The 23,272-nt window shown below is 74.4% G+C and carries 19 protein-coding genes, 1 tRNA gene and 1 pseudogene; 11 read left to right on the forward strand and 10 right to left on the reverse strand.

The annotated features are described in order from the left end of the window. Positions 1-91: 91 nt before the first annotated feature. Positions 92-1,519, reverse strand: coding sequence for an ATP-binding protein (locus ACFXPK_RS07775; protein WP_385072808.1), 1,428 nt, complete (start codon positions 1,517-1,519; stop codon positions 92-94). Beyond that, positions 1,516-2,229: a response regulator transcription factor gene (locus tag ACFXPK_RS07780; protein WP_385007310.1), complete on the reverse strand. Its 714-nt coding sequence runs from the start codon at positions 2,227-2,229 to the stop codon at positions 1,516-1,518. The genes ACFXPK_RS07775 and ACFXPK_RS07780 overlap by 4 nt, the downstream gene beginning before the upstream one ends. A 112-nt stretch (positions 2,230-2,341) precedes the next feature. Here ACFXPK_RS07780 and ACFXPK_RS07785 point away from each other — a divergent pair, with 112 nt between their 5' ends. After that, positions 2,342-2,926 carry a hypothetical protein gene (locus ACFXPK_RS07785; protein ID WP_385007308.1) on the forward strand — a complete coding sequence of 195 codons (585 nt, stop codon included), beginning with the start codon at positions 2,342-2,344 and terminating at the stop codon, positions 2,924-2,926. Between the two features lie 82 nt (positions 2,927-3,008). Here the strand turns inward: ACFXPK_RS07785 and ACFXPK_RS07790 are convergent, their stop codons facing one another. Next, positions 3,009-3,866 (reverse strand): spermidine synthase, encoded by an 858-nt coding sequence (locus tag ACFXPK_RS07790; RefSeq protein ID WP_385072812.1) that lies wholly within the window; start codon positions 3,864-3,866, stop codon positions 3,009-3,011. Positions 3,867-3,994: 128 nt separating this feature from the next. Beyond that, positions 3,995-4,450, reverse strand: coding sequence for a hypothetical protein (locus tag ACFXPK_RS07795; RefSeq protein ID WP_385007314.1), 456 nt, complete (start codon positions 4,448-4,450; stop codon positions 3,995-3,997). Between the two features lie 316 nt (positions 4,451-4,766). Here ACFXPK_RS07795 and ACFXPK_RS07800 point away from each other — a divergent pair, with 316 nt between their 5' ends. Next, positions 4,767-6,185: a tetratricopeptide repeat protein gene (locus ACFXPK_RS07800; RefSeq protein ID WP_385072814.1), complete on the forward strand. Its 1,419-nt coding sequence runs from the start codon at positions 4,767-4,769 to the stop codon at positions 6,183-6,185. Positions 6,186-6,229: 44 nt separating this feature from the next. Here ACFXPK_RS07800 and ACFXPK_RS07805 read toward each other — a convergent pair whose 3' ends face one another. Continuing rightward, positions 6,230-6,826, reverse strand: a complete 597-nt coding sequence (locus ACFXPK_RS07805) for a histidine phosphatase family protein (protein WP_384994348.1) — start codon at positions 6,824-6,826, stop codon at positions 6,230-6,232. Between the two features lie 214 nt (positions 6,827-7,040). On the opposite strand from ACFXPK_RS07805, the gene ACFXPK_RS07810 reads away from it, so the two are divergent. The 4 genes from ACFXPK_RS07810 (at position 7,041) to ACFXPK_RS07825 (ending at position 12,246) form a co-directional block, all read left to right on the forward strand. Continuing rightward, positions 7,041-8,057 carry a phosphatase PAP2 family protein gene (locus ACFXPK_RS07810; RefSeq protein WP_385072972.1) on the forward strand — a complete coding sequence of 339 codons (1,017 nt, stop codon included), beginning with the start codon at positions 7,041-7,043 and terminating at the stop codon, positions 8,055-8,057. Further along, positions 7,978-9,168, forward strand: a complete 1,191-nt coding sequence (locus ACFXPK_RS07815) for a hypothetical protein (RefSeq protein ID WP_385072817.1) — start codon at positions 7,978-7,980, stop codon at positions 9,166-9,168. The genes ACFXPK_RS07810 and ACFXPK_RS07815 overlap by 80 nt, the downstream gene beginning before the upstream one ends. After that, complete coding sequence (locus tag ACFXPK_RS07820; RefSeq protein WP_385072819.1) at positions 9,159-10,817, forward strand: hypothetical protein; 1,659 nt, start codon at positions 9,159-9,161, stop codon at positions 10,815-10,817. Before ACFXPK_RS07815 ends, ACFXPK_RS07820 begins: the two co-directional genes overlap by 10 nt. 88 nt (positions 10,818-10,905) lie before the next feature. Beyond that, on the forward strand, positions 10,906-12,246 hold the full coding sequence (locus tag ACFXPK_RS07825) for an AAA domain-containing protein (RefSeq protein ID WP_384994353.1): 1,341 nt from the start codon (positions 10,906-10,908) through the stop codon (positions 12,244-12,246). Between the two features lie 71 nt (positions 12,247-12,317). Here ACFXPK_RS07825 and ACFXPK_RS07830 read toward each other — a convergent pair whose 3' ends face one another. Further along, positions 12,318-13,457 (reverse strand): winged helix DNA-binding domain-containing protein, encoded by a 1,140-nt coding sequence (locus ACFXPK_RS07830; RefSeq protein WP_385072822.1) that lies wholly within the window; start codon positions 13,455-13,457, stop codon positions 12,318-12,320. A gap of 179 nt (positions 13,458-13,636) precedes the next feature. Here ACFXPK_RS07830 and ACFXPK_RS07835 point away from each other — a divergent pair, with 179 nt between their 5' ends. From ACFXPK_RS07835 to ACFXPK_RS07845, 3 genes and pseudogenes are all read left to right on the forward strand, one after another. Further along, entirely contained in the window at positions 13,637-13,984 is a 348-nt protein-coding gene (locus ACFXPK_RS07835; RefSeq protein ID WP_384994358.1) for a hypothetical protein, read from the forward strand. A gap of 169 nt (positions 13,985-14,153) precedes the next feature. After that, positions 14,154-14,872: pseudogene (locus ACFXPK_RS07840) on the forward strand (hypothetical protein). Beyond that, a tRNA-Lys gene (locus ACFXPK_RS07845) sits at positions 14,862-14,936 on the forward strand. The pseudogene ACFXPK_RS07840 and the gene ACFXPK_RS07845 overlap by 11 nt, the downstream one beginning before the upstream one ends. A gap of 82 nt (positions 14,937-15,018) precedes the next feature. On the opposite strand, the gene ACFXPK_RS07850 is transcribed toward ACFXPK_RS07845, so the two are convergent. Continuing rightward, on the reverse strand, positions 15,019-16,263 hold the full coding sequence (locus ACFXPK_RS07850; protein ID WP_385072825.1) for a M6 family metalloprotease domain-containing protein: 1,245 nt from the start codon (positions 16,261-16,263) through the stop codon (positions 15,019-15,021). 362 nt (positions 16,264-16,625) lie between these two features. Here ACFXPK_RS07850 and ACFXPK_RS07855 point away from each other — a divergent pair, with 362 nt between their 5' ends. Further along, a complete protein-coding gene (locus ACFXPK_RS07855) occupies positions 16,626-18,743 on the forward strand; it encodes a putative bifunctional diguanylate cyclase/phosphodiesterase (RefSeq protein ID WP_385072828.1) in 2,118 nt (705 codons plus the stop codon). 298 nt (positions 18,744-19,041) lie between these two features. On the opposite strand, the gene ACFXPK_RS07860 is transcribed toward ACFXPK_RS07855, so the two are convergent. The 3 genes from ACFXPK_RS07860 to ACFXPK_RS07870 all read right to left on the reverse strand — a co-directional run bounded on the left by ACFXPK_RS07860 (position 19,042) and on the right by ACFXPK_RS07870 (position 22,123). Next, positions 19,042-20,085 (reverse strand): LLM class flavin-dependent oxidoreductase, encoded by a 1,044-nt coding sequence (locus tag ACFXPK_RS07860; RefSeq protein ID WP_384994363.1) that lies wholly within the window; start codon positions 20,083-20,085, stop codon positions 19,042-19,044. A 278-nt stretch (positions 20,086-20,363) separates the two neighbouring features. Further along, positions 20,364-21,083 (reverse strand): decarboxylase, encoded by a 720-nt coding sequence (locus tag ACFXPK_RS07865; protein WP_384994366.1) that lies wholly within the window; start codon positions 21,081-21,083, stop codon positions 20,364-20,366. Next, on the reverse strand, positions 21,080-22,123 hold the full coding sequence (locus ACFXPK_RS07870; protein WP_384994369.1) for a decarboxylase: 1,044 nt from the start codon (positions 22,121-22,123) through the stop codon (positions 21,080-21,082). Before ACFXPK_RS07870 ends, ACFXPK_RS07865 begins: the two co-directional genes overlap by 4 nt. 187 nt (positions 22,124-22,310) lie before the next feature. Here ACFXPK_RS07870 and ACFXPK_RS07875 point away from each other — a divergent pair, with 187 nt between their 5' ends. Further along, positions 22,311-23,261 (forward strand): D-2-hydroxyacid dehydrogenase, encoded by a 951-nt coding sequence (locus ACFXPK_RS07875; RefSeq protein ID WP_385072832.1) that lies wholly within the window; start codon positions 22,311-22,313, stop codon positions 23,259-23,261. The last annotated feature ends 11 nt before the right edge of the window (positions 23,262-23,272 follow it).

Genomic DNA, 23,272 nt, shown 5'->3' on the forward strand with positions numbered 1-23,272 from the left:
TGTGGGGGGCTGTGTTTTTTTTATACGAGACCGGCCGGGCCGCCGGGCCGGGGGGGGGGGGGGCCCGGTCCGCCCGCCCCTCACGGCCGGTTCAGACCTCGGCGCCCTCGGACGCCCGTGGCCCCCGGCCGGTCCCGCCCGGCCGTCGCCCGCGCCCCCGCCCGCGCGGCCGGTGGCCGCGCCCCTGGTCCGGGGAGCGCCAGCCGTCGAGCCCGATCCAGATGCGTATCTCCGTACCGCCGAGCACCGAACGGCCGATCCGTACATCGCCGCCCGTCGACTCCGCGACCCGGCGCACGATGTCGAGGCCGAGGCCGGTGGAGCCCTCGCGGGCCCCGCTGTTGCCGCGGGCGAGCGCCGCCTCGGGGTCGGCGATCCCGGACCCGGCGTCCGAGACGAGGACGATCACCGCGTCCTCCCCGTTGTGGACGTCGACCGAGAAGGCGGTGCCCTCGGGGGTGTGCCGGAAGACATTGCCGAGCAACGCGTCGAGCGCCGCGGCCAGTTCGGTCCGTACGACCGGGGCGCGCACCGGGCGGCCGATGCCGGCGACCCGTACCGTACGGTCCTCGTCCTCGGCGAGCGCGGACCAGAAGTCCATCCGCTCGCGGACCACTTCGGAGACGTCGCAGCCACCGGCCGGTCCGGCCGCGACCGTCTGCGGCTTGGCCTCCCGGGCGGTGCGGATGATCGTGTCGACCTCGCGTTCCAACTGCGCGACGGCCGCCCGGGTCTGGTCGGCGGCCGGGCCCTCGCCGAGCGAGGCGGCGTTGAGACGGAGCACGGTGAGCGGGGTACGGAGCCGGTGCGAGAGGTCCGCGGCGAGTTCCCGCTCGTTGGCCAGGAGCTGGACGACCTGGTCGGCCATGGCGTTGAACGCGACGGCCGCGGAGTGGAGTTCGACCGGTCCCTCCTCGGGGACGCGCGCCCCGAGCTTCCCCTCGCCGAGGGCGTGCGCGGCGCCCGCGAGCCGCCGGGCGGGTTCGACCATCCGTACGCCGAGCCGGTCCGCGACGGCGACCGAGCCGACGATCAGGGCGACGCCGACGCCCGCGAGGACCAGCCAGGCGGTGGTGACCCCGTTGGTGACCTCGTCCTCGGGCACGTAGATCTCGACGATCGCGATCCGGCCCGAGCCGAGCGCGGTCGGCTGGAGCAGTACGGAGCCGCCCGCGACCTCGGCGGTGGCGGCGCGCGGGGTGCGCCGTACGGTCTCCAGCTCCGCGGAGCCCGCCCGGCGCGTGCCGATCTCCACGGCCGCCTCCTCCTCCCCGGCGGCCGGGACGTGCACGGCCATCCGCCCGTCGGCGCCCGCCTGGGTGGAGGCGACGGCGCGTTCCAGTTCGGCGCGGTCGGTGGTGATGGAGAGGGTGGGGCCGATGGCGGCGGCCTGCCGCTCGGCGTTGGTGAAGGCGCGGTCCCTGGCCATCTCCTTGATGACCAGGCCGAGCGGGAAGGCGAAGGCGACGACGACCATCACGGTGACGGCCAGGGAGACCTTGATCAGGGCCCATCTCACCGGCGTGACTCCCCGTGCGGTCCGGCCGGCGGCTCCAGTTTCACGCCGACGCCGCGCAGGGTGTGCAGATAGCGGGGCCTGGCTGCCGTCTCGCCCAGTTTCCGCCGCAGCCAGGAGAGATGGACGTCGATGGTCTGGTCGTCGCCGTACGACTGCTGCCACACCTCGGCGAGGAGTTCCTTGCGCGGTACGACGACCCCGGGGCGCCCGGCGAGAAACGTCAGCAGATCGAACTCGCGGCGCGTGAGGTCCAGCGGCGTCCCGTCCAACTCGGCCTGGCGGCGCAGCGGATCGATGGCGAGGCCGCCCACCCGCAGCACGTTCGGGGCGGGGTCCCCGCCCCCGGCGGCGCGGGAGCGGCGCAGGACGGCGGCGATCCTGGCCGAGAGGTGCGCCACGGAGAACGGCTTGGTCAGGTAGTCGTCGGCACCGTCGTTGAGGAGCCGGACGATCTCGGTCTCGTCGTCCCGCGCGGTCGCGATGATCACCGGTACGTCGGTGATGCCGCGCAGCATCTTCAGCGCCTCGGAGCCGTCGAGGTCGGGCAGTCCGAGGTCGAGGATGACCACGTCGAACCGGAAATGGGCCACTTCACGCAGCGCCTCCAGGGCCGTGCCGACGCTCCGTACGGTGTGGGAGGCCTCGGTCAAGTGCCTGATGAGGGCGGAGCGTACGAACTGGTCGTCCTCGACGACGAGCACACTGGGCATGGGCGGCACCGTACGCCATCGGGGAGCCGCGGGGAGAGGGGTCCCCGGAGCCGGGCGCCGTACCGGGGCGACCGGCGGACAGCGGTGACGTACGTGGTGCACTATGGCCCCGATGCGCAGAGGACTCGTACACACGATCGCCTGGCTCCTCGCCACCGGCGCGGCGACGACGCTGACCTGGTGGGGCGTCCACACCGTCATGGCCGGGACGGCGTACGACCCGCCGCGCGCGCTCCCGCTGCCGGTGAACGGCGCCGAGGGGGTGTCCGCCGCCTCGCGCGCGCCGCTGGACTCCTCGACGCGGCGGCCCCGGAAGCCCTCGCCGCCGCCGCCCGCGCCGACGTCCCCGTCGCCGTCGCCCGAGGCTCCGGAGGGCGGCCCGAGCGCCTCGCCGTCCGCGTCCGCGAGCGCGGATCCCGGGGCGGTCCCGGCGCCGCCCCCGTCCCCGTCGGCGTCGGCGGGGTCCGGCTCCGGGGGCCGGGTGGAGAGCTACGCGGTCGACGGCGGCCGGGTCGTCCTGGAACTGGGCGCGGAGTCGGCCGAGTTGGTCTCCGCGACGCCGGACGCGGGCTGGCAGGTGCAGGCGTGGACGGAGGAGTACTGGATCCGGGTGACGTTCACCCGGGACGGCCGGGAGGTCTCGGTGTTCTGCACCTGGCACGACCATCCGCCGAAGGTGGAGTTCGACAAACGCTGAGACGGCGGCTCCGACGCTCGGGCGGCCTCGGCCGGTGCGGGCGGCTTCGGCCGGTGCGGGCGGCCTCGGGGCTCCGGCGGCTTCAGGACGTGAACGTACCGGGCGGGGGCAGCGGTGACGCCTTCGCGTCCGCGTCGTTCACGACGGCCGCCCCGCCGCTGAAGCCGGCCAGAGCGCGCCCGTGTTCGACGCGTCCGGGGTGCGGGTCGCCCGCGACCCTGCGGGTCAGTTCCGCGACGGGCAGTTCGCGGTCCGCGGCGAGCAGGACGGCGTTGCCGAAGCGGCGTCCGCGCAGCACGGCCGGGTCGGCGGCGAGCGCCAGCCGCTCGAACGCGCCCGCGGCGGTGGCGATCTGGCCTCTGAGGTGGGTGAGCGGCGGGCCGTCCGCGATGTTCGCGGCGTACCAGCCCTCCGGCCTGAGCGCCCGCCGTACGTCGGTCAGGAACTCGGCGCTGGTGAGATGGGCGGGGGTGCGCGTCCCGCCGAAGACATCGGCGATCACCAGGTCCGCCCAGCCGTCGGGCACCTTGGCGAGCGCGGCGCGGGCGTCGGTGGAGCGGACCCGGATCCGGGCGGTGGGGTCCAGCGGCAGGTGCTTCCGTACGAACTGGACGAGGGCCGCGTCCACTTCGGCGATCTGCTGGGTGGAGCGGGGCCTGGTCGCGGCGGTGTAGCGCGCGAGGGTGAAGGCGCCGCCACCGAGGTGCACGACGTGCAGGGGCCGCCCGGCGGGGGCCACCAGATCGATGATGTGGCCGAGCCTGCGCTGGTACGCGAAGGAGAGGTGCGCGGGGTCGTCGAGGTCGACGTGGGACTGCGGGGCGCCGTCGATCAGCAGCGTCCAGGCGCGGGCGCGCTCGCGGTCGGGGGTCAGCTCGGCGACACCGGCGTCGACGCTCTCGACGACGGCGTCCGCCCGGTCCCGCCTGCCGCGTGCCACGCCCCCATTATCGCGGAGGCGGGGGCGGGCCGTTGACCCGGGGCGGCGCCGGGGCCGTGGCTCCCCTCGCCCGGGAGGGCCGCGCGCGAGCGGGAGCAGTGGTCAGGAGCGGCGGCCGGGAGCGGCGGTCAGGAGCAGCGGTCCGCGGCCTCGATCAGCCGGGCCGCCTCCCCCAGCGCCGCCCGCAGCACCACCGGGTCCGTGACGGGCCCCGTCACATCGGGCGGCAGCAGCCAGCCCGACCCGGTGACCGGCGGCTCGGAGGGGATCCGCAGGCCCCGGCCGTACGTCTGCGTACAGGCGCTGCCCGGCAGGTCCCAGCCGGCCGCCGTGCCGGGCGGCACGAGAAAGCCGAGCGTGTCGCAAGAGCCGTCGTGCAGCACGGGCCCCACCCGGGGGGCGGCGCCCGCCGGAGCGGCGCCCGCCGGGGCCGCGCCGCGCCGCAGGATGTCCACCGCCTCCAGCCCCTGGCGCGCCGGGACGGTCACCAGGTCGCAGGGCTCCCCGGTGCCGTAGGGGCGTGCGCTGGACTCCTGGTGATGCGCGTGCTGAGCAGTCGTGCGTGAGCCACCGCTGGTCTCCATACCGACCTTCCACTCCCACTCCAACAAGGCAAGCCCTCCTCGTCGAATGCAGACACGTTGAGCGTCTCCTCCAGGTTCAACGCGACGCGGTGTCAACGGCTACGGCGAAACGCCGCCGCAAAGGATGGCAGTTCATGGCGGATCGTGGGCGAGAAATCCGATTTGTAGGCAAACACTGTGTATAACCACCGTCACGGACGGTACGTTCGTGCTCTGCCGGGACCACCGGCCGCACACCGGCCGGGGCCCGGTCGCGATTCGGCTGTCTTTCAGGCTGTATTCGGCTGTACACGGCTGCACCAGGAGGGGCTCGGCCATGACGTCGTCCCGGGCAGTTCCCAACCTCGCCTTCCGCCGGCTGCGGGGACAGCGCTCGCCGGGGGAGTTCGCCGCCGCCGTGCGCAGGGCCGCGCGGGAGATCGGTGAACACGTGGCGTGCGACGCACGTTATATCGGGCGGGTGGAGGCGGGCGAGATCCGCTGCCCCAACTACGCGTACGAACGGGTCTTCCTGCACATGTTCCCCGGACTGACGCTCCGGGACCTGGGCTTCTCGGCGCGCGAGGACGTGCGCGGCCGGGCGGCGCGGGTCACGGCCCAGCGCCGCCCGGCGGCCGTCCCCTCCCCCGCCCCCGCCCCTGCTCCCGCCCGGAGACCCGTACCGGCCTGGACCCCCGTGTCCACGGCCCCGACGAACCACCCCAGCGACACCAGCGAGGAGAGCGACGTGCTGCGTCGCGCATTCATGACCACCGGCCCCGCCACGGTGATGGCCGCCTCCCTCGGACTCGGCGGTACGGCCGTGGCCTCGGTGCCCTCCCCCCGGCGGGTCGGCGAGGCCGAGGTGCACGTCGTCGAGGAGGCCGTACGGCGGATCCGGCTGCTCGACGACCGGCACGGCGCCGACGGCCTCTACCGGAGCGCCGCGCAGCCGCTGCGCGCCGCGTACACCCTGCTCGACGCGGGCACGACGACCCGGCGCGCCACCGCCGACCGGCTCTACTCGGGCGCGGGCGAGCTGTCGATCTCGGTGGGCTGGCTCGCCCATGACTCCGGCCGCTTCGACGAGGCGCGCTCGCACTACGCGGAGGCGCTGGCCACGGCGCGGATCGCGGGCGACCACGGGCTGGAGGCGCACGCCTTCTGCAACACGTCGTTCCTGGCCAGGGACGCGGGCCGGTACCGGGAGGCGGTACGTGCCGCGCAGGCGGGGCGGCGGGCCGCCGCGCGGCTCTCCTCGCAGCGGCTGCTGTCGCTGCTCGCGCTGCGGGAGGCGGGCGGCCGGGCGTGGCTCGGCGACCGTACGGGGTGCGCGCAGGCGCTGTCCCAGGCCCACGGCTACTTCGAGCGGGGCCCTTCGGACTCCGATCCGGAGTGGATGTCGTTCTTCGGCGAGCCGGAGCTGGAGGCGCAGGAGGCGCTGTGCCACGCGGCGCTGGGCGACTGGGCGCGGGCCGCGCGCCACGCGTACCGCGCGACGGTCCTCCAGCAGCCGCACTTCGCCCGCAACCTCGCGCTCTACCGTGCGGAGCTGGCCACGGACCTGGCCCGCGCGGGGGCGCCGGACGAGGCGGCGGCGGCCGGGCACCAGGTGCTCGACCTGCTGGACGACGTCCAGTCGTCGCGCATCCTGACGAAGCTGGCCGCGACGGCGCGGGTGCTGCTGCCGCACCGGCGGCTGCCCGAGGTCGGCGCCTTCCTGGAGCGCCACGCGACGCTCGACGCGCGCCCGTAGCCGACCGGACCGCACCCCCGCGCCCGGCCCCGGCCCGCTCACGCTCACGCCACGAGGTGGCCCGTGTCGTTCCAGACCTGGAGCGCGGGCAGGCCGTACGCCCAGCTCAGCACCGAGAGCGAGGTCGGGTCGAGCCGGATGCGGGCCGCGAAGGAGATGTCCTCGCCCAGCCAGCGGGCCCCGATGGCGCGCAGGATGTGGCCGTGCGCGAAGACCAGCACGTCACGGTCGGCGGAGCGGGCCCAGTCGACGACCTCGTCCGCGCGGGCGGCGACCTGCGCCAGGGTCTCGCCGTCCGGGACACCGTCGCGCCAGATCAGCCACTCCGGGCGGCCGGCCTTGATCTGCGCCGGGGTCATCCCCTCGTACGCGCCGTAGTCGAACTCCATCAGGGCGTCCCAGGGGCGCGCGCGCTCCCCGAACCCCGCCAGCGCGCAGGTCTCGCTCGCGCGGGCCAGCGGGCTGGTGCGTATCTCCGCGTCCGCCAGCCCCGACCAGGGCTCGCGGTGCAGCCGTTCACCGAGCAGCTTGGCGCCCCTGCGGCCCTCCTCGAGCAGGGGGACATCCGTCCTGCCCGTGTGTTGTCCGGACAGCGACCAGGCGGTCTGGCCGTGCCGGGCGAGCAGGATGCGCGGTGCCATGGAAATGCTCCCTGAGGTTCACATTGGTGCCTTTCCATCATCGCGCACCTGAACGAACGGCGACTTCCAGGGGGCAACCTCCCGCCCCGTACCGGCGTCCCACAGTGCGTCGGAGTGCGGTTGTCGAACACGGATTCCCGGGTACACCCGGCCGAAGGCGGCCGGCGCCTACACCGTACGGTTGAACGTCGGCCGAAAGCCGCATGAAAACATGATGGAGACCGCCCGGATGCCGTACCGCGCCAGCGTCAGCGCCGCCCGTGCCACCCGTGGGGACACCGGAGCGACGCACCGCCCGCGCCCCCGGCCCCGCTGGTGGACCGAACTGGCCCTTCTCGTCGTGGTGTACGCCGCGTACTCGGCGGGCCGGCTGCTGGCGCGCGGCGACGTGTCGACGGCGGTCGACCACGGGCTGGCGATCCTCCGGGTGGAGAAGGCGCTCCTCCTCAACGCCGAACACCCCCTCAACCGCCTCTTCACCAGCACCCCGGCGATCGGGATACCCGCCGACTTCGTCTACGCCTCGCTGCACTACCTCGTGACCCCGGCGGTCCTCGTCTGGCTCTTCCGCCGCCGCCCGGCCCGCTACCGGGCCGCCCGCACCTGGCTGATGGTCTCCACCCTCCTCGGGCTGGTCGGCTTCACGCTCCTGCCCACCTGCCCGCCCCGGCTGCTGGACGCGGGGTACGGCTTCGTCGACACCATGGCGCAGTACAGCGCGTACGGCTGGTGGGGCACGGAGGCCAGCGCGCCGCGCGGACTGGGCGGGATGACCAACCAGTACGCGGCGATGCCGAGCCTCCACGTGGGGTGGGCGCTGTGGTGCGGGGTGCTGCTGTGGAAGCACGCGCGCACCCCGCTGGTGCGGTGGCTGGGGCTCGCCTATCCGCTGCTGATCACCGTGGTGGTGATGGGCACCGCCAACCACTACTTCCTGGACGCGGTCGCGGGCGCCGCCGTGATGGGCGCGGGCGCGCTGCTGACCGGCCCCGCGACGCGCGCCGTGGAGCGCGCACGGGCCCTGCTGACCCCGGGCACCGCTCCCCACCAGCCGCCGCCGTCCCGGCCGACCGCCCTGTCCCCGGCGTCGCCCCCGGCCCTTTCGGCCCGCCCGGCCCCGATTGTCAGCGGTGGATGCGAGACTTCGGCGGGTGAGCGATTCCCTGGGCAGCGGACCCGCAGCAGCACCAGCAACTCCTCCGCAGACGACACTCCGGCGACGGCTCGCTGAGCTGCGCGGCCCCACGGTCGCGCCGCATCCGCTCGACGCCCGTGCGCTGGCCGCCCTCGCGGCCAACCCCGGCTGCCGGCGCCGTGCGCTGCTCGACGGCGCGGGCGTCGACAAGGCCGCGCTCGCGACGGCGCTGGGCTCGCCCGCACCGTTCGGGCAGTCGCAGTTCGCGTTCATGCGCGGCAACGCCTTCGAGGCGAAGGTCAAGGCCGACGGCGGTACGGAGCTGATGCGGCTGGTCGCGGAGCGCCTCGGCGGCGCGGCGCCGCCGGGCGCGGGCGAGGTCTTCGTACCGGACCTGTCGGCGGCCGGCCCCGAGGGCCGCGTGGCGCGTACGGCGCTGGCGCTGCGTGAGGCGACGGAGGCGGCGGGGTGGGCGCTGCTGGACCATCCGCTGCTGGCGCTGGAGGTCGCGGGCTCCCCCGCCTATCTGGAGCCGGACGCGGTGGTGGTGCGGCCCGACGGGCGGTGGACGGTCGTGGAGATCAAGTCCTTCCCGATGATCGACGGTTCGGCGGACGCCGCCAAGGTCGGCGCGGCGGCCCGGCAGGCGGCGGTGTACGCGCTCGCGCTGGAACGGGTCGCGAAGGTCACCGAGGGCGCCGAGGTGGGCCACCGGGTGCTGCTGGTCTGCCCCAAGGACTTCTCGAACCTGCCGACCGCGTCCGTGGTCGACGTACGCAAACAGCTCTCGGTGACGCGCCGCCAGCTCGCCCGGCTCACCCGGATCGAGGAGATCGCCGAGGCGCTTCCCGAGGGCACCACCTTCGACGTGGAGCGCTGCTCGGGCGCGGAGCTGACGACCGCCGTCGAAGCGGTCTCCGCCGCGTACGCGCCCGACTGCCTGGCCGCCTGCGAGCTGGCCTTCCACTGCCGCTCGGCGGCGCGCGCGGACGGCGCGGTGGAGGCGCTGGGCCGTGGGGTACGCGGGGAGCTGGGCGGTCTGACGACGGTTCCCGCCGTGCTGGCGGCGGCGCGCGGGGAGGCGGGCGATCCGGCGGACCCGACGGTCGCGACGCTCCGGCGGGCGGCGGCGCTGCGCGCGGAGGCCCTGGCGGAGGGGCGGCGCCGCGCGGCCGGCGCGCGCGCCGAGGAGGCCGTATGTCGCTGATCAGTACGCTCGCACGACTGGAGGCCACGGAGAGCGGGCGGGCCCAGCCGCTGACGACCGTGCGGCACCGCCGGATCTCCGAGCGGCCGCTCGTGCTCGTCCCGCTCACCACGGCGGGCGAGGCGGGCGCGCCGCTCGGCGCGCTCGTGGGGACGGACCGGGACGCGCCCCGGCTGCTGACGGTGGCACAGCCGCGCGACCGGGATCTGCGGTTCGCGTTCCTCGGCGAGCTGGCCGAGACGGTCCTGCCGTACCTGGACGGGTACGCGGACGTGATCGAGCCGGCCGAGCGGAACGAGACGGACCCGGAGACCGGGAAGCGGGTCAAGGTCGAGGTCGAGCTGTGCGTGGACGCGCCGCAGGTGATCGTGCCGAACCGGCCCGGTGTCGACTTCGTCCGGCTGCTGGGCCGGTCCATGCGGTTCCGGCGGACGGCGGAGGACGACCCGGACGCGCCCTACCCGGCGCCGCCGCGGGTGCCGCTGCTCGGCCGCTGGCTGACGCACTACGGCGAGCGGGCCCGCGTTCCCGGCTCCTCGCTGCTGCTCGCGACGACCGATCTGCTGAACCGTCACTGGGCGACGGGCCAGTCCAACCTGGAGGACCAGCACCTGGGCGCGCTGCTCGCCTGGCTCGATCCGCCGGACGGCGCCCCGGGCGCGGAGGCGGCGCTCCGGGCGGAGCTGGCGCGGGACGGCGAGGGGCAGTTGGTCTGCCCGCCGGCCGGCCCGGCGACGGACCCGGCGTTCGACAACACGCTGCTGGCGCCCGCGATCGAGGCGTACGACCGGGCGCGCGCCGCGCTTGCGGCGGCGGAGGACGGGCCGGACGCCGAGGAGCAGTTGGCCCGGCTGACGGCGGCGGAGCGGCGGATCCGGGTCCTGCTGGAGTCGGTGCTGCGGCCCACGTGGGACGCGGTCTGGCACGGTCTGGACCTGTTGCGCGCCCTGCCGGAGGGCGAGCGCGTCGGCGACCGCTGGACCCGGGACCGCTGGTCCTTCACCGGCCACCGCGACCGGGTGCGTGCCGGGGAGCCGCCGCAGCCGCGCCGGGACGACGCGGTGACGGCCGCCCAGAAGCTCGCCTCGCGGGAGACGGCCCAGGGACAGCTGGAGGCGCAGGAGGCCCTGGACGATCCGCTGGTGCTGGCGGGGCGGCGGCTCTCCGGGGAGGCGTTCCTCGGGGAGGTGACGGAGGTGGAGATGGCGTACAGCGAGAGCAAACGGCCGAGCCCGCGCCCGCTGGTCACCCTCCGCACCGACGACCGCCCGCATCTGGGCGCGGGGGTGAAGGTCTTCCGCTCGCTGGACGGCAAACCGCAGACGGCGGAGTTCGTCCGGTACGAGGAGTCCGCGCCGCCGGAGGACGGCGACGCGGCGTCGGGTCCGGCGGAGGACGGCGGCGGCGTGCTGGTGGTGCGGCTGACCGACCGTATGGGCCGGAGCAAGGAGCCCGCGCCGGGCTCCGTACCGGCCAAGGGCGACCGGATCGTGTGGACGCTCTTCGAGCACGACCAGCGCGGCGGCCCCAAGCTGCCGGACCCGGAGCACACGCCGTGGACCCACGGCGGCCCCCCGGCGGGCCCGGAGGCGACGCTCGACGGCGCGCTCCCGGTGCCGGATCCGGTGACCGAGGAGGACTTCCTGTGAGCCCCCGCCGCCCCCGTCTCCCGCTTTGGCCCCGACCCCGCCCCCGACCCCGTAGCCGGTTCCGTACCCGATCCCCGGAGCGCCGTCGATGAACCAGCCCACCGTCCTGGACCCGGGCGCCGCCGCGACCCGGGCCACCGACGCGATCCTGCGCGACACGCTGCACGGCGCGCACCGCGGTGTCGTCGTCGACTCCCCGCCCGGCGCGGGCAAGTCGACGCTCGTGGTGCGGGCCGCTCTGGAACTGGCCGCGGCGGGGCGCCCGCTGATGGTCGTCGCGCAGACGAACGCGCAGGTGGACGATCTGGTCGGGCGCCTCGCCGAGAAGGACCCCGAGCTGCCCGTCGGCCGGCTGCACAGCAACGACCCCGACCCGTACGACAAGACGCTGGACGGGCTGGAGAACGTACGGAAGTCCGCGAAGGCCGCCGATCTGGCCGGTCTCGACATCGTCATCTCGACGGCCGCGAAGTGGGCGCACGTCCAGGGTGTCGAGCCCTGGCGGCACGCCATCGTGGACGAGGCGTACCAGATGCGTTCGGACGCGCTGCTCGCCGTGGCCGGGCTCTTCGAGCACGCGCTGTTCGTCGGGGACCCCGGCCAGCTCGACCCGTTCAGCGTGGTGGGCGCGGACCAGTGGGCGGGGCTCTCGTACGACCCGTCGGCGAGCGCCGTCTCCACGCTCCTGGCGCACAACCCCGAGCTGCCGCAGCACCGGCTGCCCGTCTCGTGGCGGCTGCCCGCCTCGGCGGCGCCGCTGGTCTCGAACGCGTTCTACCCGTACACCCCGTTCCGCAGCGGTACGGACCACGGCGACCGGCGGCTCGCGTTCGGCGTCGCGTCGGACGGATCGGGGCCCGACCGGGTGCTGGACGAGGCCGCCGCGTCGGGGTGGGGGCTGCTGGAGCTGCCCGCGCGGCGCACGCCCCGTACGGATCCCGAGGCGGTGCGGGCCGTGGCGCTGGTGGTGCGCAGGCTGCTCGACCGGGGCGCGGCGGCCACGAGCGAGCGCGCTCCCGGCCCGGTGCCGGTGACGGCGGACCGGATCGCGGTCGGCACGGCCCACCGCGACCAGGCGGCGGCGATCCGCGCGGCCCTGGCGGAGCTGGGGGTGAGCGGTGTCGCGGTGGACACGGCGAACCGGCTCCAGGGGCGCGAGTTCGACGTCACGGTCGTCCTGCACCCGCTCTCGGGCCGCCCCGACGCCACCGCCTTCCATCTGGAGACGGGCCGGCTCTGCGTCCTGGCCTCCCGGCACCGGCACGCGTGCATCGTGGTCTGCCGGGCGGGCGTCGCGGAGCTGCTGGACGAACACCCGTCCACCGAGCCGGTGCAGCTCGGGGTGACGGTGAAGTTCCCGGACGGCTGGGAGGCCATGCAGTCGACGTGGGCGCAGTGGTCGAACCACCGCGTCCCGTGGCGCCCCTGAGACCGGCGGAGCCGCCCGGACCCTACCGGCGGGCGGACCCTACCGGCGGGCCGGGCGGGGCCGGTGGGCCCTCAGTCCTTGACGATCCGGGTCTCGACACCGGGGAACCCCTTGTCCCACCAGTGCCCGTAACGCCCGTAGACGGCCGGATCGCGGTCGGCGAGAAACACGGACAGCTTCCGCGCCTCCTCGGTCAGCCCGCGCCACGCGTCCTTGCCGAGGGTGCGGAAGGCGGTCAGCTCCAGCCCGCCGGCGGTCGCGCGCCACACCCCGGCGACCTGCCCGTCGACGAGCAGACAGGGCAGCATGTCGCCGTTGCGCCGGACGACCAGCGGCCGGTACTCCGGGGGCATGAGCCGCCCGGGGAGGGCGTGGGCCAGCAGCGTGCTGTCCCACATCGGCAGCAGCCGCGGCGGCACCGGGGTGTCCTCGGCGGGCACGGTCGCCCCCGCCACGTCGAACAGGGCGGCGCGGCCGGGCCCCGCGACCGGCACCACCCGGTCCTCCAGCTCCTTCAGCGCCCGCGTGATCACCTGGCGTCCCAGCAGGGTGAACCGGGCGATGTCCCGCGCGGAGGCGGGCCCGAACGCCCGCAGGTGGGCGAGGATCAGCCGCACCGCCCCCGCCGCCGCGTCCGGCGGCCCGTCCCCGGGCGCCGGGGGCGAGGCGAGATAGGCGTTGCGCTGCGTGAACGACCAGGGGCCGCCGGTCGGCGCGTGGTGTATCGGCGCGTACGTCCGCAGCGCCCACCACATGAGGTGCGCGTGCGCGCCGAACCGCCCCGTGACCTCCCGCTCCACCTCGGCGCCGGTACGCGGCCGCGCCAGGAAGGCGGCCAGCTCCGGCAGGAGCGCGTCGGCGTCCTCCAGGGTCAGCCCCGTCGAGGTGAAGCGGCGGTCGTGGAGGCGGGCCGCGCGCAGGGTGCTCTCCATGACGGCGTGGTACGGCGCGTAGTCCTCCGCGTGGACGGCGTGCAGCGTGCCCCGCAGGAGGGTCGCCTTCACGACCCGGCGGTCCGCGAACGCCGCGTCGAGATCCCCGGGGGCGAAGTCCTGGACGCGGTTCCACAGGGCCAGGTACGGCGACGCCGGTGTCTGTGCCTGCACGGCGCAGATCCGGCGTACCGCCTCGGCCACCTCGATACGGCGGCGTTCGAGCAGGAACTGACGGTCCAGGGTGGACAGCAGAAGCTGTCGCGCGGTAAGGGTCATGGCCGGATTATGCCGACCGGCACCGACAGCGGCGCCGGGCCCGTTCCGTACCGCCGCCCGGGGGTCCGTGCCGCCGGCCCGGCGTCCCGTTCCCGCCGGGGCCCGAGGCCCCCTTGCGGCGGGCGGGACAATGGATCGTGGCCCGAGGGCCCGGTACACGCACGAGCAGGAGGAGACACATGGCGGATCCCGAGCGGAGCGAGCGGCGGCTGCGCCCCGCGCCGTTGCTCTTCGAGCCGTCCGAGGCGGCCGCCGACCCCGAGCACTTCTTCGCGCTCGAATCGATCGAGGACCCCGCCGAGCTGCTCGCCAGGGCGACCGAGCTGACCTTGGCGTTCCGGGCCGCGACGGACCGGGCGGTGGAGTTCCAGGCGGTCGCGGCGGCGCAGCTCGCCGACCCGCGCCGCTTCGACCGGCTGACGACGGCGGCCATCGCCGAGCGCGCGGAGTGGACCGAGGACTACGCGAAGAAGATGGTCGAGTTCGGCAGGGGCCTGCTGGCCGGGGACGTACAGCCGGGGCAGTGACCCGGCCGGCCGGGGCGGTGGCCGGGGACGTACAGCCGGGGTGGTGACCCCGCGAACCGGGTCCATGGCATATGCCGGGTGGGGCAGGTTACGCCCCTCTGCGGCGCCCTGTCCCGATTTTCGTGAACTCTGGGGAACCGAATCGTTACTCCGGGTAGATCTGTCTGCCATGAGTGCATGGCTACGAGATGAATCCCCGGTACAGCCACTGAGCCCCGGAGCGAGCGACGAGGAGCGACGCACCGACATCTTCGGCCTCTTCCACGACGAGGACCGCCACGAGACCGCCCAGGTGACCCCGGCCGGGGCGGACTGGCTCGCCTCCGCGGGCCCCTACCCCCGCTCCACCCTGTCCCTGTGGGCCGCCCGCCCGGCCGCCCCCGGCGTGCTGCCCTGCGGCTCGGCCTTCGACGTGGTGAGCGCGCCCTCGATGTTCGGGCGCCGCATGCTCAACCGGCTGTGGTGCGACGGCCCCGGCTCGGGGCCGGTCGCCGCGCACCGGGGCCGCACCCTGCTGTTCGCGGCGCCCGGCACCGCGCAGCGGCTGCCGTCGCTGCTCGCCTGGGAGGAGTGGGGACGCCGGGGGCCCGACGGGCGGGCCGCGGCGCCGCCGCCGCTGCTCTGCCACGGCGCGGGCGACGCCGTGACCGTACCGGCGCTCACCCCCGGCGCCCGGTCAGGTCCGCGCTGGGTGGTCGCGCCCGACACCCGCCACCCATGGCTGCCGGGCCCCGACGTGCTGCTGTGGGCGTGCGTCCGCGCGGCCCGCACGGCGGCGCGCACCGCCCTCGGCCGCCTGGCCTGACCTCCGCGAACGCCTGCGCACGATCGATTTTTCTTCGCGCCGATCCGGGTGCTAAGGTCTACGACGTCAGCAGGCGCCGCTAGCTCAGTTGGTTAGAGCAGCTGACTCTTAATCAGCGGGTCCGGGGTTCGAGTCCCTGGCGGCCCCCCCAGGGCAACGCCCCCGCGCCCGGGCGGGGGGCCTTTTCGTGTGCCGTCGGCCGCGCGGCGCCCTCCCGCGCCCGGCGCCGTCAGCCGGCCGGTGTGATCTTGACGGTGAAGGCGCCCGAGGCCGTACGGTCGGCCACCTGCACCTGGGTCCGCTCCCCCGGCACCGTGAACGTCTCGCCGACCTCCAGCGGCGCGTCCGCGAGCGGCGGGTAGACCGACCGCTCCCAGCACGCCTCGCTGCCTGGGTGTGTGTCCACCACCTCGACCGGGCCGCCGCCCGACGCCTTCCCGCTCCGTACCCGGTAGATCAGCACCCCCTCCGTGCAGGTGTGCAGGTCGTTGCCGGTGGCGGCGCGCGCCTCGATCGCCAGCGCCGAGTCCGTACCGGTCCGCACCACCGCGAGCCGGGTGCCCGCGCCGCCGCCGAAGGAGGGCTCGGCGGCGACCGGGTCGAGGGTGAGCAGGGTCGTGCCGGTGGGGGAGACACAGCTCACCTGCCGCCGGTCCAGCCAGCCCAGCTTCCACTTGTGCCAGGCGAAGAAGTCCGGCGCCAGACCGAACTGGCTGCCCATCACATCCCAGTCACCCACATAGGTGTCCCAGTCGCCCTTGTCGTTGGTCGGCCGGTGGTACAGGTCCGCCAGGTCGAAGACATGGCCGGTCTCGTGGGCCAGCACGTTGCGGTCGGGGGGATGGCGCTCGAAGACGGTGACGACGCGCTTGATGTCCTTGCCGTCGGCGCGCATCGGCTGGTCGAAGTTGACGACCTTCGTGGCGTCGGAGTCGACGCCCGGCGCGTCCGGGTCGGCGACGAAATAGACCACGTCGTAGCGGGAGAAGTCGACCTCCGGGTCGGCGGCGGCGAGCGCGTCCCGCAGATAGGCGGTGCGCCGCGCCGGCTCCCAGTCGCGCCGTATCCCGTACGAGGTGGAGGGGCGCGGCATCGCGAACCAGCGGAGCTGCGGGTGCGCCCGGAGCGTGAACCTGCCGTACGAGGCCCGCTCGTAGAACCGGCTGGTCGCCGGGAAGTGGTCGGCCACCAGCGCCTCGGGGGTGGCGAGCGGCCGGGAGTCGGGAAAGGAGAGAAAGATCATGACCGCGTCGAGGGAACGGGCCGGGCGCGGATAGGCGTCGTTCCAGGTGTCCAGACCGAGGGAGTGGTGCGCGGCGGTACGGGGCAGGGCGCACGGCCCCTGCGCGGTCGCGGTCGCGGCGGGCCCGGTCACCAGGGAGGTGGCGGCGACCGCCATGAGCGAGGTGAAGGCAGCAGCGGCCCTGCGCAGCCGGGGCCTTTCCACCGCCTCGGGTGGCTGCGGACGCTCCACATCGACCTCCGGCTGCGGATGGGGACACGGCGGGTGGGGCAGGCTGCGACGCGGGGACACGTCGCACTCCACCTTGTGACGGTTTGCAGGGGTACGCCTTGTTGGGCTGCCCCACGCGGGTGAGCGCGGCCCGACACCCCGGGCGCGGCGGCGATGTCACCACCCGTCACCATCGGGTGGCCCGGTGCCACAGCCGTGCAGAAACGATCGCTCGATCATGTGGGAACGTCTCCCGGGGGCCGCCTCCGGTACGGGGGAGCTGGAATGGCAACCCGGCCTACCTCTATGATCGGCACACTTTCTCTGGCTGACCCGTCTCCACCACCCCCCTGTACAACACGACTGCACCGCGGGAGCGAGCCGTGAGCGGAACCCCCGAAGGGCCGCGCCCAGCGGCGGTCGCGGCGGCAGGCGGAAGCCACCCGCCGAACACGGAGCGTACGGACCGTGCGGCGCGCGCGGACCCCGTACGGCGTGCGGACCCCGCGCCGCGCGCGGAACCCACGGAGCGTCAGGAGGCGGGCCACGCCCTGCCGGACGACGACACCGAGCGGCACGACAGGACCACCGCGGAACAGACCGAGCGCACCGAACAGCGCGCGCCGCACCGGACGGGCGAGGCGCACGACTACCGCGCCGCGTTCCATGTCTCCCGGCTCGCCATGGCGCTGCTCGACCGCGAGGGCACCGTCCTCGACGCCAACGACGCGCTCGGCGCGCTCCTCGGCACCGGACCCGACGCGCTGGCCGACCAGGCCGCCGCCGACCTCCTCGACCTGGCGTCGGACGCCCGCACCTGGAACGCGTACCGCGAGGCCCTCGACAGCCTGCGCGCCCGCTTCCGCTGCACCCGCCGGCTCAAGCACCCCGACGGGCGGACCCTGTGGGCCGAGGTCACGGTGGCGCCCGTACCGGACACCGAACGCGTACTGCTGTCGGTCACGGACATCAGCGACCGGCGCGAACTCCAGGCCCGGCTGCGCCATCTCCAGCAGCACGACCCGGTGACCCGGCTGCCCAACCGCACGCTCTTCTTCGAACGGCTGGCCGCGGCGCTGGAAACGTCGTCCTACGGCGCCGGTCCTTTCGAGGGCGGGACGTACGGCAGCAGGACGTACACCACGGGCGCGGCGGCGTACGGCACGGGCGTCGCCTACGGTGTGTCGGCCGCGTACTCCGCGCGTGGCCACGACCGGGGCGCGGGAAACGGGAGAGGGGATGGCAGAACAGGGCGGATCGGTCTCTGCTACCTCGATCTCGACGGTTTCAAGGCGGTCAACGACACCCTCGGCCACCGCACCGGCGACCGGCTGCTGGCCGCCGTCGCGGGCCGGCTCACCGAGTGCGCCGACCACGGCGGCTACACGCGCAGCGGCGGCCACCTCGTGGCCCGGCTCGGCGGCGACGAGTTCGCGATCCTCGTCGAGGACTCCACCGGTACGGAACAGCTCGCCGATCTCGCCCGCTCCGTGCTCGCCGCGCTCCAGCGTCCCTTCGACCTCGCCGGGCAGCGGCTCTCGGTGTCGGCGTCGATCGGGGTCGTGGAGCGCGCCGCGGAAGGCACCACCCCGACCGGTCTGATGCAGGCCGCCGACACCACGCTGTACTGGGCGAAGGCCGACGGCAAGGCCCGCTGGACCCTCTTCGACCCGGAGCGCAACGCCCACCGTATGACGCGGCAGGCGCTCACCTCGGCGCTCCGTCCGGCCGTCGAGCGCGAGGAGTTCGTCCTCCAGTACCAGCCGCTGGTGGGGATGGCCGACGGGATCGTCCGGGGTGTGGAGGCGCTGGTCCGCTGGAACCATCCGCAGTTCGGGACGCTGTCGCCGAATCGGTTCATCGGTATCGCCGAGGAGGACGGCTCGATCGTGCAGCTCGGCGGCTGGGTGCTCCGCACGGCCTGCCGCCAGGCGCGGCGCTGGCAGCTCGACCACCCGCACGCCCAGCCGCTGTTCGTCAGCGTCAATGTGGCCGTACGCCAGGTATGGGACTCCGATCTGGTGGGGGACGTGGCGGGGATCCTGGCGGAGACCGGGCTCTCACCGCATCTGCTGCAACTGGAGCTGACGGAGTCCGCGGTGATGGGCTCGGCGGGCCGCCCGCTCCAGGCGCTCCAGGCGCTGAGCGACATGGGCGTGCGGATCGCGATCGACGACTTCGGCACGGGCTACTCCAATCTCGCCTATCTGAGCAGGCTGCCCGTCTCGGTGCTCAAGCTGGACGGTTCCTTCGTCCGGGGGTTCCGGTACGACGAGGGCGTGCACCCGAGTCCGGCGGACGAGACGATCGTCGAGGCGCTGATCCAGCTCGCGCACCGGCTGGGGCTGACGGTCACGGCGGAGTGCGTGGAGACCTCGGGGCAGGCGGCGCGGCTCCAGCGGATCGGCTGCGACACGGGACAGGGGTGGCTGTTCTCCCGCCCCGTGGCGCCGGAGCGGATCGCGGAGATGATCGCGGCGGTCAGCCCGAACGGCGTGTGAGCCGACCGGGTCCGCGCAGCTCCGTGGAGGACCCGGCGGGTGGGCCGACGCATGGCGAAGGCAGCCGCGGGAGCCGACGGAACCGGGGGAGCCTGCGGAACCGGGGGAGCCCGCGGGGGAACCACGCCGGGCGGGGGCGGCGGAACGGAGCGACGTGCGGAGGATTCGGTCATGTCTCCAGACTGACGCTCCGCGCCTCCCGCCGGATCCGGGCAGCCCCCGATCCCACCCCGAGGTTCCCCTCACCACCCCCCGGGTGACACCCCTGAGGCGGCCGGGCGCCCCCGGGTTCCGTGGGTCAGTCCGACCCCGGCAGTCCGTACCCGTCGGCGATCAGTTCGTAGCTGCGCAGCCGCGCCTCGCCGCCGTGCGCGTTGGCCGTGATCATCAACTCGTCGGCGCCCGTCCGCTTCTGAAGGTCGTTCAGGCCGTCGATCACCGCGTCCTTGGTGCCGTGCACGATGTTGGTGAGCCAGCCGTTGACGAACTCCTCCTCCATCGGGCTGAACCGGTACGCCTCGGCCTCCTCCGGCGTCGGGACCAGCCCCGGCCGCCCCGTGCGCAGCCGCACCATCGAGAGCGCGCCGGTCAGCACCTGGCGGCGGGCCTCCCGCTCGTCGTCGCTCGCCAGCGCCGCGACGCCGATCAGCGCGTACGGCGCGTCGAGCACGGCGGACGGCCTGAACGACTCGCGGTAGAGGTCGAGCGCCGGGATGGTGTTCTGCGCCGAGAAGTGGTGGGCGAACGCGAACGGGAGCCCCAGCACCCCGGCCAGCCGGGCGCTGAAGCCCGACGATCCGAGCAGCCAGATCGGCGGGCGGCCCGACGGACCCTGGACCGGGCCCGGCACGGCGTGGATCCGGGAGTACGGGTGGCCGTCGGGGAAGTCGTCGTCCAGGAACCGGGTCAGCTCGGCGAGCTGCTGCGGGAAGTCGTCGGCGCCCTCGTTCAGCCGTTCGGTGCGGCGCAGCGCGGCGGCCGTCGCCCCGTCGGTGCCGGGCGCGCGGCCCAGACCGAGGTCGACGCGGCCCGGAGCCAGCGCCTCCAGCGTGCCGAACTGCTCCGCGATCACCAGCGGCGCGTGGTTGGGCAGCATCACGCCGCCCGAGCCGAGCCTGATGCGCTCGGTGTGGGCGGCGAGATGCGCGAGGATCACGGCGGGCGAGGTGGACGCGACGCCCGGCATGGAGTGGTGCTCCGCGACCCAGTGCCGGTGGAAGCCCCGGCGCTCGGCGAGCCGCGCCAGCGTCACGCTCGTGCGGAGCGCCTCGCCGGCGGTGGAGCCGCTGCCCACGGTGACCAGGTCCAGTACGGACAGCGGTACGGGCGCGGTGCCCCGCACGGTCCCCCGTACCGGGTCGGCGGCGCCTGCGGCCGGACCGGTGGCGCCCCGCGACGCGTCGCCGGTCTCCCGATCCGTCTGTGTCGCGTCTCGATCCGTAGCGCCTCGGCTCGCCTCGTCCACCGGTCAGACCCTCCTGCGTGTGCGTCAACGTGAAGTCACTGCTCCACCACCAACAGGAGGGTATCTCCGTTTATTCCCGCACGCTGACGCGACAGCCCGACAGCCCGACAGCGCGACAGCCCGACGGCCGACAGTCCGACAGCGCGACAGGACGGCTACGGCCGGCTCGCGAAGAGCGTGCCCAGCTTGGGCGCCCACGCCTTGCGCTCTGCCAGCCGCAGCCCCTCCCAGACGCTGACCTGGTTCGCCGTGAGCACCGGTTTGCCGAGCGCCTCCTCCAGCTCGGGCAGATACGCCGCCGTGTGCAGCGCCGTGTCCGGGAGGAGGACGACCTCGGCGTCCGGATGATCGCCCGCGCGGGCCAGCTCCAGCACCTCGTCGCGCTCCCACGTACCGACCTCCGCGGCCGTGATGATCCCGCTCGCGCGGTCGGCCACCACCTCGATGCCCGCCGATTTGAGGAAGACCCCGAAGTACTCGGTGACGTCCTGCGGATAGGTCGCCGCGACGGCGACCCGTTCCGCGCCGAGCGCCCGTACCGCGTGGGCGAACGCGAACGACGTGCTCGACGCCGGCAGCCCGGCCGCCAGGGCCAGGGCGCGCGTCTGTTCGTGCGCGCCGTCCCATCCGTAGACGAAGCTGCCGCTGGTGCAGGCCCACACCACGGACTCGGCCCCGGCCAGCCGCAGCTCCTCCACCCCGGCCGCCAGCCGCTCCCCCGCGCCCATCTCCAGCAGCGCGTCGACGCGGTGGGCGTCCTCCCCGATGTCGGTGTGGACGACGGGCAGTCTGATGTCGCTGGCGAGCAGCATCTCGATGCGCGGGTAGTCGTCCTCGGCGGAGTGGCCGGGGTAGAGGAATCCGACGGTGGTCATGTCCATCCTTCCGTATCGTCCGGCAGGGACGGCGGGACGGGCCCGCCGGGGCCTGCCGGTGCGACGGGTGACGCGGGGGCGACCGATTCCACCGTAGGCACGGACTCCGCCGCCGACAGGCCCTCGACGGGCGAGGAGGGCGAAACGGACGGTCCTGGCGCCGGTCCCGGCGCCACCGGCTGGGCCGGCACCCCCGGAGAGATCGGCGTGACCGGGGCGATCGGCGGGACCGCCGGAACCGATGTCATCGGCGAGATCGGCGTGATCGGTGCGATCGGCGTCATCGGCGGAGCCGTCTGCACCGGCGGCGGATCGAGCAGCAGCGCCTGGTACGGGCCGACCGCGTGGGCGCCGAGCCTGCGCAGCGCGGCCCACATGGTGACCTGGTTGGCGGAGAGCACCGGCATGCCCAGTTCGGCCTCCAACTGCGGAATCACGTCGTACGTCGGCAGATTCGTGCAACTGATGAACAGCGCGTCGGCCGCTCCGACGACTGCCTGTCGCGCCATGTCCATCACCGACCGGTACGGAACCTTCCAGATGTCCCGCGTCAGCCCGAGAAAAGCGCGACCCGTAACGGCTACCCCCACCTCCGCCAGATACTCCTCCAGCGACCTCGTGACGGACTCCGTATAGGGCGTGACCAGCGCGATCCTGCCCACGCCCAGATCCTCCAGGGCCTCGACGAGGGCGCCGGTCGTGGTGAGCGACGGCACCTCCCCGGCCCTGGTCATCGCCTCGCACATGGCCCGCTCCCCGGCCGGGCCACCGACGAAACTGCCCGAGGTGCAGGCGTACGCGATGACTTCGGGCTCGGAGACGCCGAGCGCCCGGACCGCCTCCCCCAGAGTCTCGTGCTCGCTGACCAGCCTGGCCAGGTCGAGGGAGACCTCGACCGGCACATAAGGCGTCCTGGTCAGACGCAACGAGATGTTGTCGGGCACCCACCGCCACAGTTCGCGGTCGAGTGCGAAATCGAACGGAGCGACCACTCCCACACCACGCTGTGGCTGTGGTCCGCCCAGAAAGGAGACATCCATTGTCGGCCCCCTTGCTCACGCCCGCGCTGACAAGGTTCAGCTCTTGTTGACGACGGTAGGAGTGTGATGCGAGCGTGGTCAATCGGCACATCTCAGACGTTGCACGGAATTTTCCAACGGGAAACTCCGCTCGGCCCCCGCCCGGCCCCCGCCGGGTGTACCGGCCCCGGCAGAAGGGCTGCTCCCCATGCCCCCACCCACCCTCCTCGTCCTGACGGCGGACCCGCCGCCGCGCCTCGGCCGGCTCACCGGTCACGCCAGGATCGTGTCGGTCGACGCGGACGGCCTCGCCGCGCAACTCCCGCTCGCCGACGCCCTGCTGGTCTGGGACTTCACCTCGGACGCGGTACGGGACGCCTGGCCGGGGACGGGCCCGCGGCCCCGCTGGGTGCACACCGCGAGCGCCGGGGTGGACCGGCTGCTCTTCCCCGGTCTGGTCGACTCCGAGACCGTCGTCACCAACGCGCGGGGCATCTTCGAGGAGCCGATCGCCGAGTACGTGGCGGGGCTCGTCCTGGCCATGGCCAAGGATCTGCCCGGCACGCTGGAGCTCCAGAGCCGGCGCCGCTGGCACCACCGCGAGGGGCTGCGCGTCGCCGGCAGCCGGGCCGTCGTGGTCGGCGCGGGCCCGATCGGCCGGGCCGTCGCCCACACGCTGCGGGCGCTGGGCGTGACGGTGGCCGTCACCGGCCGGACGGCGCGCCCCGGTGTGCACGGCGCGGACCAGCTCGACCGGCTGCTGACCCGGGCGGACTGGGTGATCGGCGCCGCGCCGCTGACGGACGCGACGCGCGGCATGTTCGACGCCCGGCTGTTCGGCCTGATGCAGCCGTCCGCGCGGTTCGTCAACGTGGGCCGGGGGCAGCTCGTCGTCGAGGACGACCTGGTCGCCGCGGTCTCCAAGCGGTGGATCGCGGGCGCGGCGCTCGACGTCTTCGAGCGGGAGCCGCTGGATCCCGGCAGTCCGCTGTGGGACGTCCCCGGGCTGATCGTCTCCCCGCACATGAGCGGCGACACGGTCGGCTGGCGGGACCGGCTGGGGGAGCAGTTCGTCGGCCTGTACGAACTGTGGGTGGCCGGAAAGCCCCTTCCCAACGTGGTGGACAAGAAACGTGGGTACGTCCCCATGCATGACTGATCGCATCGGAG

Source organism: Streptomyces sp. NPDC059142 (genome assembly GCF_042755665.1).
Lineage (GTDB): Bacteria > Actinomycetota > Actinomycetes > Streptomycetales > Streptomycetaceae > Streptomyces.